This window comes from Vibrio sinaloensis DSM 21326 (assembly GCF_000189275.1).
GTDB classification, from domain to species: domain Bacteria; phylum Pseudomonadota; class Gammaproteobacteria; order Enterobacterales; family Vibrionaceae; genus Vibrio; species Vibrio sinaloensis.
The window spans coordinates 1-13,680 of the sequence record NZ_AEVT01000024.1; the positions used below are offsets into that span (position 1 = coordinate 1).

Here is a 13,680-nt window from a genome sequence, read left to right on the forward strand (position 1 = left end):
CCCAAGAACCAACGGATAAACTTCATAACATTCCTTTATATTTCAGGTTTTGACTTTACATTGGACAGGTTAGAGGCGTCTCATCCTGTCCTTATTTAGTCTATTGTAACTAACTTGCAACCAAGAGGATACAAAGTTAATCCATTTGAATCTGATGCTTTTTGGTCACGTTAATACCGAGTCTTTTGGCCAAGCGGGTTAGATTTGCCCGGTCTGTTTTAAGCTCTCGGGCAGCTTGGGCCCAGTTAAAGTTGGCATCAGTAAGCGCTGTTGAGATTAATGTGCGCTGATAGTCTTCCGTCGACTCTCTTAGCCCTTTGCTCCAATCAATGTCATGATTTGGTTTGCTGGTTTTGATGAACGGGGTTTCTAAGCCAGACACTGAGCTGAGATCACCAATATCATCGATGGAAACCGTGATCAGATTGCCTGTTTTGCCACGTGCTCGTGCTTTGAGCGCCGCGCGATTAATGACATGTTCTAACTCGCGGACGTTACCCGGCCAGTTGTATTTGGTTAACGCAATCCGCGCTTCTTTCCCCAACTTGATTTGCACAATGCCGAGTTTGCGACGCGCTTGTTCAAGGAAATATCCAGCAAGCAAGATAATGTCGCCATCGCGCTCACGCAGTGGTGGGACACTGATCGGGTAGACACTCAATCTATGGTACAAGTCGGAACGAAAGCGACCTTCTGCAACTTCATGTTTCAGGTCGCGGTTGGTGGCGGCTAAGACTCTGACATCGATGGTTTCAACTTTGTCTTGGCCAACGGGTTGAATCTCGTTATTTTGCAGTGCACGCAGGATCTTACTTTGGGCAGCGAGTGTCAGTTCGCCGATTTCATCAAGAAACAAGGTGCCACCATCAGCCAGTGCAAACTTACCCATACGAGATTTATCCGCACCGGTAAATGCGCCTTTAACATGACCAAAGAGCTCACTTTCGACTAGGTTTTCGGGAATCGCGGCGCAGTTAACGTAGACCAAAGGCTGCTTTTTACGTGGAGAAAGGTGATGGAGGCTTCGGGCAACTAACTCCTTGCCCACCCCCGTTTCACCGTGAATAAGGATGTTAAAGTTTGAAGGGGCAACCACTTCGATATCACTGTTCAACAGCTGCATAGAATCACTGGCGCCAATTATCTCACCGCCATCTCTTTCCCAAGCTTCCTCGTTCAACTCTTCAAAACGTTGTTGAGTCTGCTTGGCTTGCTGCTCTAGCTGACTGACGGTCATGGCGACCTTAAGGCTGGATGAGGCAATCGCGGATAGAGCGTCTAAACTTCGGGTAGGAATTTCTTCAAACAGATTTGGAATCAAGCTATCTAGGGTCAAAACACCAATGACTTTGTCTGCGTAGATAAGAGGCAACCCCATACAAGAGTGCATTGGTAAATCGCCATCATAGTCGAGCAACAAGTTATCGAAAGGATCAGGGAGTTCGCTGTCTGCATCAAATCGGACCGCAGACTTAGATTCGCATATCATCTTAAATCTTGGATGCTCAGCCACTTTGAAGCGGCGGCCTAAGGTGTCACGGGTTAGACCTTGCATCGCCAAAGGCACGAGAGTATCCCCTTGAAGTGACAGCAGGGCAACGCAATCACATTGGATCGCTTTGCGGATGGCATCTAACAGTTTGTTAAATCTTTCGTGGTCATTATCACCAGCCGCTAAGCCAATGGTCATATCAATTAGGGTGGAGACAGAAATATCTTGCATATCGCACCAAGCGTTTGTTTTTTCGATGATTAATACTTCAACACTAGTGAAGTGTAATAATTGCATTCTAGAGTCAAAATGACCGTAAATCAAAGAGTCATTTTGACGTGAATTCTGGAGATTTCAGGCATAAAACCAAGTAATTAGAGGAATCGCAAAGTTGGCATCATTCGTGCTCTTAGCCAATCAGTAAAGTGACACAGTCATTCATAATAAAAACGCTATAAAAATAATTAACTTGAGGAGAACTCCATGCTTAACAACCAACATATTGAAGTCGTAAAGAGCACTATTCCGCTACTAGAGAGTGCAGGCCCTGCGTTAACGAAACATTTCTATCAGCGCATGTTCTCGCACAACCCAGAGTTGAAAGACATCTTCAATATGACACACCAAAAAACGGGTCGTCAGAGCGTTGCTTTGTTTGAAGCGGTTGCGGCATACGCGAAGAACATTGAAAACCTGGCTGCCTTGACTTCAGCTGTTGAACGTATTGCGCACAAGCATACAAGCTTCAACATTCAGGCTGAGCATTACCAGATTGTTGGTCATCACTTAATTGAGACATTGCGAGAGCTTGCACCCGAAGCCTTTACAACCGAAGTGGAAGAAGCGTGGACAGCGGCTTACTTGTTCTTAGCACAAGTGTTCATTGACCGTGAAGGGGCTCTGTATCTAGAGCGTCGCCAAGCCGTTGGTGGATGGGCTAATGCTCGAGAGTTTAAAGTCATAGAGAAGCAAGCTGAATCTGAATTTGTCACCAGCTTTATTTTCGAACCCGTGGATGGTGGTGATGTTTTGGACTATCAACCAGGTCAATACATTGGTATCGAGGTAACGCCAACGGGGGCGGAAAATGTTGAGATTCGTCAGTATTCTCTCTCACATAAGCCCAATGGTAAGACTTACCGCATCTCAGTAAAAAGAGAAGTCGGTGAATACAAGGGTTTAGTTTCAAATTATATGCATGATGGCGTGGCAGTAGGTGATACGGTACGTCTTTATGCACCCGCTGGCGATTTCTACTTGCAAGAAAATAGCGCACCAACGGTACTGATTTCGGCGGGTGTAGGCGCAACCCCTATGCAGGCGATGTTACATACGTTGGCCGACCGAAATCAGCAAAACGTCAGTTATTTGTACGCGTGCAACAATGCTGAGCAACATACTTTCAAACAGGAAACGCAAGCCTTGATAGCTGAGCAAGGCTGGAAGCAATACGCATGGTATCTAAATGATAAGGCTGATTACCAAGGTCAAATGGACATCAGTTTGATTGCCGATGAGTTGTCTTTGGATACTGCGCACTTCTACCTATGTGGACCAATCGCATTTATGGAAAGTGTGGTTAAACAGTTGACGGATCATGGCGTAGAACGCGAACGTGTTCACTATGAAGTGTTTGGTCCTCACACTTACCTATAACGTTTAATGGTATAAAACAAAAAGGCCTTCATCTGAAGGCCTTTTTAGTGTCTGCAGTACAAGCGATTAAGAAGCGCTTAAGTACTGATGCTTGCGAATAGTCACGCCGTTTTCATCGGTAATTTCAAATGTAAAAGTACGGCCGTTATCGAATTGGTTGGCAGCCATGAACGTACCTTTTTCACCAGTAGTGAAGTATTTTGTTCCATGACCTTTCACTTTCACCTGTACATCGCTTACTGGTTTGCCATCTTGTAAAACGGTCACGATGGCGTGATTCTCAATGGTCTTGATGCGGATTGATTGCTCACCAGCGGGCATAGCTGCTGCCATTGTAGAAGTAAGCGCAGTAAGTAGTAGAGTTGCGATTGTCGTTTTCATAATCTTTTCCTCAGAATGCTGTTTTTATTAAGAGCCTTGCCCTTGGTACGAGACTGATTATGCGCAAAACACATTTAGTGATAAACGTCACATTTTTCATTTCACTGTTGCTAAAATTTCTATAATAGTTGGTTATTTTATAGAGTTTAAAAGCCTGAAATTTTTTCTGTTGGTAAGGTTGTGGGTGATAACTCTTTAAAAACAGTTGTTTAACGTTTTTGGCTTGAAGTTTGATTGATTACTGATGATGGATGATTTGGAATTAATTAGGGCAAGGCATTAACTATTGAAATAGGTTCTCGTAGAGAAAATATCAGCCGAGTTAAGCAACAGTTGAGTCACGTCGGCATTGGACTAGATTACGCTAACTCGGCCGATGCAACACTGCCGAGCTAACATGAACACTGCGCTAGATGCGTAATCAGTGCTTTTTCTTTACGCCGTGGCGAACAAGATCTTGGCCTGTTTTAAAGATCTCTTCTGTCACCCAATGGCCGAGCAGCAATTGGTGCTTATCGTCAAGCACTGCGACGAAATGGCGACCCGTTGAGTTTTGTGTTGCCAAGGCAACGCCCGCGACATTTTGTAAGCCTAAAAGACCGTTCTCCACACTGAGTAAGAAGGTTTCTAAATCATCTAGGTTGTCGATTACTTTATTTTCATCAATCATTGGTTACTTCTCTTCCAATCCAATACACAGAGCTGTGAAATTTACGGCGGTTACTTTAACCATCCTATACGACTAATTCTACTAGTTCCGCCACCAAACGCGCAGACATTCGCCATCTACTCTCGATATTTACCATTCATTTCGTTATTTCACCGTTCGTCGCAAAGCCATGTGCAGACAATCCACCTCACTTAATCTAATTCTGGTCGATTGAACAAGGATTAGGGAAACAAGATGAACAAGTTAAGAATCGGATTACTGATAGCTGCGTTGGCGAGCTTTAATGCTTTGGCTGTTCCGAGTGATGCGTTGATTTCACAGTATAACCAAGCAGCGGATGGGGATGAAAACGCCGTGGAAGCTGTCTATCAACAACTGGAAGATCAACTTGAATCTCAAGGAGCAGATGCACTGACTTTGGTCTACCTCGGTAGCACCGAAACGCTCAAAGGTCGTGATGCGTTTATGCCGTGGAATAAGATGAAATACACCGAGCAAGGACTGGCCACCATAGCGAAAGGCTTGGACCTTCTCAACAACCAACCTGTACCACTTGAACAGCAGCAGCGTCGTCAAGGTTTGCCTGAGTCTCTACTGGCTAAGTCAATTGCAGCCGCAACATTCACTTCACTACCGGATATGTTTAACCATTTTGAACGCGGTTACGATCTGTACTTGGATCTACTCGCTGATAAGGCGTTTCAACAGCAGCACTACGATGCAACCTCCTGGGTCTATTTATATGCCATTAAGGCTGCAATCCGAGCTGAAGATATGTCTCAAGCTAAGCGTTGGTTAGAAGCGATGGAAGCAAACAACCAACAACATCCTTTAACGCTGCAAGCTCAAGCCATGATCAAGAGCTCAGTCTAAGGAGGCCCTATGTTAGCGTTTAAACAGATAGCTAAGCACTACCAGCTTGGTACCCAAAATGTCAAAGCTCTGCAAGGGGTAAGTGGTGATATTGAGCGCGGAGAGATGGTAGCACTGTGTGGCCCGTCAGGGTCGGGGAAAAGTACGTTACTCAATATCCTTGGCTTGTTGGACATGCAGTATCAAGGACAGGTTGAGATTCAAGGACAAGTTTATCCTAAAAGTGCCATGGAAGCCGCGCGTTACCGTCGCAGTCAATTTGGTTTTGTATTCCAGAGATTCAATCTGATCCCAGTGATGAGTGCTTGGGAAAATGTTGCCTATCCATTAATGTTAAATGGTTTTTCACTCAGGGAGCAAAAGAAAAAAGCGCAAGAGATCCTTGACCGCGTTGGATTAGCGGATGTTATTCATCATCGACCAGACAATCTTTCTGGTGGCCAGCAACAGCGAGTTGCAATCGCTCGCGCTTTAGTTCATCAGCCACAGATGGTGATAGCAGATGAACCGACCGCTAGTTTAGACAGTAAAACGGCGGCCAGTGTTGTCGACATGATGAAGCAACTTGGTCATGAAATGGGCACCACCTTCATTGTTGCGACCCACGATGCTCGTATGGCGACTCACTGTGATAGAACCATCAACTTGGTCGACGGTGTGATTTCAGAGGAGGCGTTGAAATGGGCAAGCTAATTCCCCTCTCTGTACGTGTTGCGTTGCTTAACTTGCAGCGCAACAAACGCCGCAGCTTACTATCAATGTTGATCATCGCCATCGCGGTGTTCGCGCTAACATCTGTAGGAGGGTTTGGCCTTTATACCTACGAGTCATTGAAAGAATCTACGGCGAGAGACACGGGCCACATCACCATCAGTCAACCAGGCTATTTCGAAATGGACGAAGAGATGCCAATGGAAAATGGCTTAGCGGACAGCGAACAGATTTCTCGTTCTTTGCTTACTAACAAAGCGGTGCGAGGGATTCAACCACGGATAGAGTTTACTGGTTTAATCTCTAATGGCGCTAAATCGACCATTTTCGTTGGCTCGGGTGTCAATGAACGCGAGTTCGACATGAAGGGGCCGTTTCTGGATGTGCGAGAAGGTAAGACGTTATCGAGTGTGCAATCGAGCCGTTACGATCCATCGGCACCAGAAGTGATGCTGGCTGTCGATCTGGCGAAGAACCTCAAAGTCACGGTTGGAGACTGGGTGACACTGCTGGCAACGACGACCGATGGTGCGTTAAATGCGTTCGATTTTCAGGTTCGCGGTATCTATTCAACGGGCGTGCCTGAGCTCGATAAGCGTCAGTTGTATCTGCATATCCAATCAGTGCAAGAGTTACTTTCTACCAACAAAGTCAGCACCTTATCCGTCTTTCTGTTTGAGACCGATAAAACAGCGACCGTACAACGTTGGATAGATGAGCGTTTATCTCTGCAGACATTGGCTCAGCCGATTGAGCTTACACCATGGCAAGATCGAGCATTTTTCTATAGCAAGGTAAAAGATTTATACGATCGTATCTTCGGCATCATGGGGGCGGTGATGGCGCTGGTGGTTTTCGTCGCGTTGTTCAACACCATGACAATGTCGGTGACAGAACGTACGCGTGAAATCGGCACCTTATCGGCACTTGGCACATTCCCGAAAGAGATTGTTGCAGGGTTCGTGCGTGAAGCTGGCCTGTTAGCGGTGATTGGTGCGGCAATCGGTGGTGTACTCAGTGCCGTTGTCAGTGCATTTTTGCTGGTTGTCGATGTGCAAATGCCACCGCCTCCGGGAAGGACAGAAGGCTACCCGCTGAACATCTATTTCTCGCCAGAGCTGTTGTTGATGTGTGGGCTCGGCGTATTTGCAATTTGTATTTTGGCCGCGTGGCTATCAGCGCGCAAAGGTGTGAACAAACCTATTACAGAGGCTCTGACTTATGTTTAATCTTGCATCTACTCTCTCGTTGTTTTCAATCGTAGCGGTAAGCAGCTTTTCAGTGTTTGCCAGCCAGCAGCTGAGCCAAAATGAGGTGGCGCAAATGGTCGCAAATGCGGATCATTTTCGCCAAGGTTATCAAGCGGCCAAAGTCGTTTCCGAAGTTGCGCTGTATGAGAACAACCACTTGGACAAAACGCGTCAGTATCATGTTTATACCCGAGAAGACCGCGAATCCTTGGTGGTATTCAAATCGCAAGTGGAAGCGGGGCAGAAAATGTTGATGCTGGGTGATAACTATTGGCTGTTGATGCCGAAGAGTCGTCGTCCGATTCGCATTACGCCAATGCAAAAGCTGTTAGGTGAAGCGTCTGTTGGTGACATCTCGACACTGACTTGGAGCGATGATTATCATGCCACACTGGTCGACAGCGAAGCGCTCGACTTGAACGGCCAATCCGTGGCAACCCACAAACTGCGTCTACGCTCTACAACGCAAGGCGCAAGTTATGACCGCATCGATCTGTGGCTTGACGCGAGCAATGACTTTCCACTGAAAGCAGATCTTTACCTACGTTCCGGCAAACTCGCCAAGCAAGCTTACTTTGCTGCGGGAAACTCGGCCCAGCCGGATCGCGTCGAATCGATGACCTTGTTGGATAAGATTCAGCCTGCTAAAAAAACGGTCATTACGTATCAAGAAATCACACCATTGGCGCTAGAGGACAAATACTATAACCCGGCCTATCTAACCCGCAACTCAGTCTCGGAGCTATAGATGAACAGAGAGATTGCGGTGCTCAGTTTCGTCTTGTTGGTTGGTGGTCTTCAAGCTAAGGCTCAGGCCAGCGAGCTTGCTCTTGAATGGGATTGGGTGGTGAGTGGCCATTCGACCAGCCATCGAGACTCTGCGTTGTTGGGCGAGGCTGAGCAGTCATCTTCACAGTCTTTAGATGCGTTGCTGGATGTTGAAGCGCGTATGCACAACTGGACAGGCTTGTTTGCTCTCAAGGGCAGCGATATTGCGTCAAACCAAAACGATGCGAGCTACGACGGCGAACTGATTGTTCAGGAGCTGTTTTGGCAAGGTAGCGTCAATACCCTGCAAACTGACATTGAAGTGACCTTAGGTAAGATGCGACTCGACTGGGGAGTTGGCTATGGCTATCGACCTTTGGACGTGTTTAAGCCATACCGCCGTAATCCGGTTGGGATCCAAGTAGAAGAAGGGACGCTGACGGCAATGGGCTCATACTTCGACGAGTTGGGGGACTGGAGCTTGGTTTACAGTGATTCTTCTCATACCCAGCAAGACGGTTCTGAACTAGAAGAAGCCGCCGAACAACGGGGCATGGGTTTGAGGCGCTATGCGTTTGTCGGTGACAGCGAGTATCAACTATTGGCTTACTACGATGATGTTCGCCATGGTCTTGTTGGTGGTTCTTTTGTTACGGTGCTTGATGCCGCTTGGGGATTGCACACATCTGCGGTGTATCAGCGTCACTACTTAAGTTATCAACAAGGAGAGGTTTTTGAACCGGTTTCATTAACTAAGCAACGTGATGGCTTTCAAGTATTGGCTGGGCTTAACTGGGCCAATCAGGTGGGTAACAACATCATTTTGGAGTATTGGTACGACAGCCGAAGCTGGGGTCGAAAAGAGTGGCAACAAGCTTTTGAGCGTATCGATTCGCTGGAGAGCGTTCAGCAGGGTTTAGCCTCGTCTTACGCGCAAGGCTTGGGTCAGTCAAACCTGGTTGCTCACAACATCATGCTTCACTGGAGTTTGGATTCCAGCGCCTGGGGTCATTGGAACTGGTCGCAAGAGCATTTGTGGTTGAACAAGGTGACGCCAACTTTGGATGTACTTTACTCGCCGCAAGATAACGGCGTGATTGTTACTCAATGGCTCGATTATCAGGCATACGACTCCGGTCAGTCCTCGATTAATATTGAGATGGCGCTCCGTTTTATGACGGGTGAGAAAGACTCTGTATATGCAAATTTGTCAGATAAGCGTATGATTTTTATAAATCTAAAAGGAAGATTCTAATGGAAGGAAGAATCAAACGTCACGGTAGGGATACGTTACGTAGTCTTATCTCAACAACGCTGTTTTGTTTAGTGATTGCGTTGGTCACACAATCGATCTGGCCTAGTAGCTACCTAGAGCATATGTTGATCAGTTTCAGCTACGGCTACAGTGCTGTTTTCAGTGCACACATTATAGCTTGGTTCATTCCAAACATTTCGACTCTTCTTACTAGTGCTATGTCGCTTGCCAGCTCGATGTGCTTGGGTACCACCAGTGCTTACTTTGTCCTTAAGAAGTACGACAACTTTGCAACGATTGAGCAGCTCAAACCAGTGATTGTGTTAGGGTTTGTGTTTACATGCATGTGTTTTGTTTTCTTCTATGCTCATGAACAAAGGCTGATCGCTCAAAGGGAGTCTGAGGTGGCCAAGCGTAAGCAGTCGGAACACGAAAAGGCCATGGTATTGAGCCAGCTGCGCCAACTGCAAAGCCAGATAGAGCCACATTTTCTGTTTAATACCTTAGCCAATGTCTCAGTGCTGATTGAGCAGGAGCCAAAGCTAGCCAAACTGATGCTAGAGAAGTTGACCGACTTGCTGCGTGGTACACTGAAAAGTAGCCGCCAAGAAAGCTCAAGTTTGCAAAGTGAGTTGGAGCTGGTGGATGCCTATTTGGCGATTCAGCAAATTCGTTTAGGCGCTAGGCTTGAGTACAAAATTAACAATACTCTCAACAGCGACATCACGCTGCCTCCTATGGTGCTACAACCGTTGGTTGAAAATGCGATTCAACATGGTATTGAACCTAAAGTGGACGGTGGATGGATACGCATTTCTGCGCGGGATATTGAATCACATTTAGTCATTGAGGTAGAGGATTCAGGTGTAGGCATTGGCCAGCAATTGGATACCGCGGGGCACGGTGTCGGATTGGATAATACCAAGCAACGTCTACTGGCTTTGTTTGGTCCTAGCGCCTCACTGTCATTACTGGAGTCCTCTTCAGGAGGGGTGAAGGCCAAGCTCACCATTCCAATCACGCTACTAAACAGCGCAAGTTCTTTGAGTTAACAGGAGTGACCATGAACCAAAGTGAGTTTTCAGCCATTATTGCCGATGATGAGCCCTTACTACGTTTCCACCTTAATCAGGCGTTAGCCGATGCATGGCCTGAGCTCGATGTGAAAGGGTTAGCTGAAAACGGTGAGCAAGCACTGGATATGATTGCTCAGTATCAGCCGAGTATTGCTTTTCTCGATATTAGGATGCCCAAGTGCGATGGAATGCAGGTAGCAAAACAGCTTCTAGCGAGTAAGAGTGATACTTTGGTGGTCTTTGTGACTGCTTATGACGAGTACGCCATTCAAGCGTTTGAAGCTAACGCGGTAGACTATTTGCTGAAACCCTTGTCCGACAAGCGACTAGAGCAGTGCATCGGCAGGTTAAAAAGTCGCTTGAAATCTGAGGAAGCAGCCGACGCTGAGTCGAGCATGCATTCTTTGCTAGAGCAAATGCAGCACCTTGCAACAAAGCCAGCGCCGTCTTACCTCACTTGGATTCGAGCGAGTAAAGGAGACGATATTCATTTGATCTCCACATCGGACATTGCTTACTTTAAGGCTGAAGATAAGTACGTCTGTTTGTACAAGATCGAGCAAGGTGTGAAAGTTGAGTACCTGCTGAGAACATCGCTCAAAGAGCTGCTGAGTCAACTTGATCCAGAGCAGTTCTGGCAAATACACCGCTCGACAGTCGTTCGCGTCGCGGCGATTGAAAAGGTGAAAAAAGAGTTCACTGGCAAAATGGTGGCGGTGTTGGCGGGGGAAAAGCTGCCAATCAGTCGCGCGATGCAGTCTAAATTCAACTCTGTGTGGTAGGGGATAGAAGCGGTTACAAACAAAAAGTTCATCGCAACCTTGATCGGCAAATTGCGATGAACTTTCGCGTGCTTTAACTGGCCACTAACTAGAGAGGCATCACTCGGTTTCGGCCAAGCTGCTTGGCTTCATAGAGAAGTTTATCTGCTCGTTCGATCAATGACTCTGGGCTTTCGTCTGGTTGAAGCTCTGCAACGCCGAAAGAGGCGGTAATATTCCCAACTTGCTTGCCTGAGCGTTTGTCCTTGATAGACAGCTTTTCAATTGAACGGCGCAAACTATCGGCATACTGACGAGCGATTCTTAGCTGTTTATTTGGCACGATAAGCGCAAACTCTTCACCACCAAATCGATAAGCGTGTACTCCATCGCGTGCGTTAATGTGTAGGCGCTTAGCGATACCTTTAATAACCGCATCACCGAACAGGTGGCCAAAGTTGTCATTGTAGCCTTTGAAGTGGTCAATATCGGCAAGAATCAAGCACATCTTTTGCCCTGATTGGCAAAGAGTGGTGATGTCATTGTCGAATGAGCGTCGGTTGTACAGGCTGGTTAGGCTATCAAACAACGCATCTTGTTGTACTTCAGCAAGTTCCGCTTTTAAACGCTGAATTTCTTCGCTCGCGGACTCAAGTTGGTTATTGAGGAATTTGGTCGAATGACGAATTTCTTTCGACTCGGCGACAAGCTGGCGCACGACTGTCATCACCTCTTCCAGTGACATACCTTCATCTTCAACCTTTTCCAGACTCTGGAAACTTTTATCAATCATTTCCGAGAAGTTAGAGGTGTCGGTAAGTGTGTCAGTCATTGAAGAGGCGACTTGGCCGACTAACAGTTCAATATTGGCACGAAGGTCATGCATATCCGTTTCGGCACGGGTCGCAACAAAGTTATTGTAAAGCTGTTCGCCCGTCGCTGGTGGGCACACGCCATAACTTTCTAACACGTTGTCTAGTTCACGGTTTAGTTGTGGAATGGCATTGTCCACATACGTGTACCATAGAGCATAGTTAGCAGGCGTAGCTGCTACATGATTCTTCATCATTAGAGGGACGGCTTTCTTTAAATTTGCCGTCGATCTTTTGTAATCGTCGTCGGTCATTCGTATTAGGGGTCTTATCGTACTTACCAAGTATCTTAAGATTAGCGGATTTGCTCAATAGATGCTTGATTTAATGACTATATAGTCGGAATTATTATTTAGAATTATGAACTTAAACGAATAATTCTGCGAAATATTCCTCTAGTTTACCTGCGAATCAGCGGCGATAGTTTGACTTGAGAGGGGAGCTACTCAACCTAACCACCACCATGTTCGACTATCAGAAGTGGAAGTTACACATCCACTTCGATATGTTCTGTTACCTTTTGCCCAGATTCTAGTTTGGCTGCACCTCGCAACATGGCTTTGATTAGGTCGCCAGCATTGAATTTCTCTAGCGCTTCATGGGCACCGACTTGCTGCGCACGATCGACACATATCTCACTCGATAACGACGTGTGAAGTATGATGTAAGCGTTAGAGAGCCTTGTATCGCTTTGTGTTTCAAACGCTAGCTCATAGCCATCAAGACCTGGCATTTCAATATCGCTAACCAGCAGATCAATAGGGGTACCATTATCAGCTTGTTCGCGCATGGCTTGTAAGGCATCCAAACCATTATTGCGAATCTGATAAGGAATGTTGATGCTATCAAGTGCATCGGATAACTGCTTGCGAGCAATCGAAGAATCGTCTACCAGCAGGATGTTTAAGGCTTTGAGTCGCTCTCGCTCAATATCGGTCAACATCGGAATATTAGTCGACTCATATTGAGGGTAAATTTTTGACAGCAACAGCTCAACATCGAGCATTTGCACTATCTTATCGTCATAACGTGTAATCCCAGTAACGAAGACGTTATGTCCCGCAGAAGGTGGCGCCGACTCAATCGCTTTCCAATCACACTCAATGATCTTTTCAATTGAGCGAACCATAAAGGCAACCACAGTACGTAGACAGTCTGTCACGATCAAATAGCAGGATTCATACTCATCTGGCTGAATCGGACGAAAACCAATGGCCGCAGGCATATTGATGACAGGAATGGTCAAATCGCGAATGGTTACTGTACCAACCACATGGTGGTGCGAGTAGGGAATTTGAGTCGTTGGCATAAAAGGAACAATCTCACGAACTTTGAGCGTACCAATTGCAAACAATTGCTGATTAGATGTTAACGTAAACATCAACATGCCCTGCGATTGGTTTGCTTTACTTACGACTTTTGCCATAGGGGTCTCGACTACACATAAACTTAAGGGTTATTGGACAATAGTAACCAAAATAAAAACATCTTCAATTGTGTGAGACAAATTGCCTTCCAAGAGCTTAGATAATCGACACTTAAGGTCGAATAGATCAAAAGCTGGGGTGAAGATCGCATTTGATTCGGCTACAATCCACGCCGAAGACTAATTTCAGAGACAAGACAATGGCAAACACCGCAGCAGCCCTGCATATCTTGGTTAAGCACAAAGAGCAGGCAGAAGACATCATCAAACAACTTAAGAAAGGGGCGAAGTTCCAAACGTTGGCAAAGAAATACTCAACATGTCCATCAGGTAAACGTGGTGGTGATCTTGGCGAGTTTAAACGCGGTCAGATGGTGCCTCAGTTTGATAAAGTCTGCTTCTCTGGCGAAACTTTAGTGCCTCATTTAGTGAAAACCAAATTTGGTTGGCACGTAGTGAAAGTGCTTTATCGCACCTAATCTGAGTACG

The 13,680-nt window shown here is 46.3% G+C and carries 14 protein-coding genes; 9 read left to right on the forward strand and 5 right to left on the reverse strand.

Features of this window, described 5'->3' with window-relative positions; genetic code table 11:
* Positions 1-136: 136 nt before the first annotated feature.
* Positions 137-1,723 carry a nitric oxide reductase transcriptional regulator NorR gene (norR, locus tag RH45_RS05610; protein ID WP_008074819.1) on the reverse strand — a complete coding sequence of 529 codons (1,587 nt, stop codon included), beginning with the start codon at positions 1,721-1,723 and terminating at the stop codon, positions 137-139.
* Positions 1,724-1,975: 252 nt separating this feature from the next.
* On the opposite strand from norR, the gene hmpA reads away from it, so the two are divergent.
* Complete coding sequence (gene hmpA / locus RH45_RS05615; protein ID WP_008074821.1) at positions 1,976-3,148, forward strand: NO-inducible flavohemoprotein; 1,173 nt, start codon at positions 1,976-1,978, stop codon at positions 3,146-3,148.
* A gap of 66 nt (positions 3,149-3,214) precedes the next feature.
* Here hmpA and RH45_RS05620 read toward each other — a convergent pair whose 3' ends face one another.
* Positions 3,215-3,529, reverse strand: coding sequence for a hypothetical protein (locus RH45_RS05620; protein ID WP_008074823.1), 315 nt, complete (start codon positions 3,527-3,529; stop codon positions 3,215-3,217).
* A gap of 421 nt (positions 3,530-3,950) precedes the next feature.
* A complete protein-coding gene (locus tag RH45_RS05625; protein WP_008074825.1) occupies positions 3,951-4,199 on the reverse strand; it encodes a hypothetical protein in 249 nt (82 codons plus the stop codon).
* Positions 4,200-4,433: 234 nt separating this feature from the next.
* Here RH45_RS05625 and RH45_RS05630 point away from each other — a divergent pair, with 234 nt between their 5' ends.
* From RH45_RS05630 to RH45_RS05660, 7 genes are read left to right on the forward strand one after another with little or no spacing between them, the layout of a single operon-like run.
* Positions 4,434-5,072, forward strand: coding sequence for a hypothetical protein (locus RH45_RS05630; protein WP_008074827.1), 639 nt, complete (start codon positions 4,434-4,436; stop codon positions 5,070-5,072).
* Between the two features lie 9 nt (positions 5,073-5,081).
* Positions 5,082-5,765 (forward strand): ABC transporter ATP-binding protein, encoded by a 684-nt coding sequence (locus RH45_RS05635; protein WP_008074828.1) that lies wholly within the window; start codon positions 5,082-5,084, stop codon positions 5,763-5,765.
* A complete protein-coding gene (locus RH45_RS05640; RefSeq protein ID WP_008074829.1) occupies positions 5,753-7,012 on the forward strand; it encodes an ABC transporter permease in 1,260 nt (419 codons plus the stop codon). The genes RH45_RS05635 and RH45_RS05640 overlap by 13 nt, the downstream gene beginning before the upstream one ends.
* A complete protein-coding gene (locus tag RH45_RS05645) occupies positions 7,005-7,781 on the forward strand; it encodes an outer membrane lipoprotein-sorting protein (protein WP_008074830.1) in 777 nt (258 codons plus the stop codon). Before RH45_RS05640 ends, RH45_RS05645 begins: the two co-directional genes overlap by 8 nt.
* Entirely contained in the window at positions 7,782-9,056 is a 1,275-nt protein-coding gene (locus RH45_RS05650; protein WP_008074831.1) for a hypothetical protein, read from the forward strand.
* A complete protein-coding gene (locus RH45_RS05655) occupies positions 9,056-10,108 on the forward strand; it encodes a sensor histidine kinase (RefSeq protein WP_008074832.1) in 1,053 nt (350 codons plus the stop codon). The genes RH45_RS05650 and RH45_RS05655 overlap by 1 nt, the downstream gene beginning before the upstream one ends.
* A gap of 11 nt (positions 10,109-10,119) precedes the next feature.
* Positions 10,120-10,914 (forward strand): LytR/AlgR family response regulator transcription factor, encoded by a 795-nt coding sequence (locus tag RH45_RS05660; protein WP_008074833.1) that lies wholly within the window; start codon positions 10,120-10,122, stop codon positions 10,912-10,914.
* Positions 10,915-11,002: 88 nt separating this feature from the next.
* Here RH45_RS05660 and RH45_RS05665 read toward each other — a convergent pair whose 3' ends face one another.
* On the reverse strand, positions 11,003-12,019 hold the full coding sequence (locus RH45_RS05665; protein WP_039958247.1) for a GGDEF domain-containing protein: 1,017 nt from the start codon (positions 12,017-12,019) through the stop codon (positions 11,003-11,005).
* A gap of 233 nt (positions 12,020-12,252) precedes the next feature.
* Positions 12,253-13,191, reverse strand: a complete 939-nt coding sequence (locus tag RH45_RS05670) for a chemotaxis protein (RefSeq protein ID WP_008074837.1) — start codon at positions 13,189-13,191, stop codon at positions 12,253-12,255.
* A gap of 200 nt (positions 13,192-13,391) precedes the next feature.
* Here RH45_RS05670 and ppiC point away from each other — a divergent pair, with 200 nt between their 5' ends.
* Positions 13,392-13,670, forward strand: coding sequence for a peptidylprolyl isomerase PpiC (gene ppiC / locus RH45_RS05675; RefSeq protein WP_008074841.1), 279 nt, complete (start codon positions 13,392-13,394; stop codon positions 13,668-13,670).
* Positions 13,671-13,680: the final 10 nt, after the last annotated feature.

Coding starts and splice junctions, on each gene's coding strand:
- RH45_RS05640 (WP_008074829.1), top strand. CDS start 5,753: ATGGGCAAGCTAATTCCCCTCTCTGTACGTGTTGCGTTGCTTAACTTG.
- norR (WP_008074819.1), bottom strand. CDS start 1,723: ATGCAAGATATTTCTGTCTCCACCCTAATTGATATGACCATTGGCTTA.
- RH45_RS05670 (WP_008074837.1), bottom strand. CDS start 13,191: ATGGCAAAAGTCGTAAGTAAAGCAAACCAATCGCAGGGCATGTTGATG.
- ppiC (WP_008074841.1), top strand. CDS start 13,392: ATGGCAAACACCGCAGCAGCCCTGCATATCTTGGTTAAGCACAAAGAG.
- RH45_RS05620 (WP_008074823.1), bottom strand. CDS start 3,529: ATGAAAACGACAATCGCAACTCTACTACTTACTGCGCTTACTTCTACA.
- RH45_RS05650 (WP_008074831.1), top strand. CDS start 7,782: ATGAACAGAGAGATTGCGGTGCTCAGTTTCGTCTTGTTGGTTGGTGGT.
- RH45_RS05625 (WP_008074825.1), bottom strand. CDS start 4,199: ATGATTGATGAAAATAAAGTAATCGACAACCTAGATGATTTAGAAACC.
- RH45_RS05660 (WP_008074833.1), top strand. CDS start 10,120: ATGAACCAAAGTGAGTTTTCAGCCATTATTGCCGATGATGAGCCCTTA.
- RH45_RS05635 (WP_008074828.1), top strand. CDS start 5,082: ATGTTAGCGTTTAAACAGATAGCTAAGCACTACCAGCTTGGTACCCAA.
- hmpA (WP_008074821.1), top strand. CDS start 1,976: ATGCTTAACAACCAACATATTGAAGTCGTAAAGAGCACTATTCCGCTA.
- RH45_RS05665 (WP_039958247.1), bottom strand. CDS start 12,019: ATGACCGACGACGATTACAAAAGATCGACGGCAAATTTAAAGAAAGCC.
- RH45_RS05630 (WP_008074827.1), top strand. CDS start 4,434: ATGAACAAGTTAAGAATCGGATTACTGATAGCTGCGTTGGCGAGCTTT.
- RH45_RS05645 (WP_008074830.1), top strand. CDS start 7,005: ATGTTTAATCTTGCATCTACTCTCTCGTTGTTTTCAATCGTAGCGGTA.
- RH45_RS05655 (WP_008074832.1), top strand. CDS start 9,056: ATGGAAGGAAGAATCAAACGTCACGGTAGGGATACGTTACGTAGTCTT.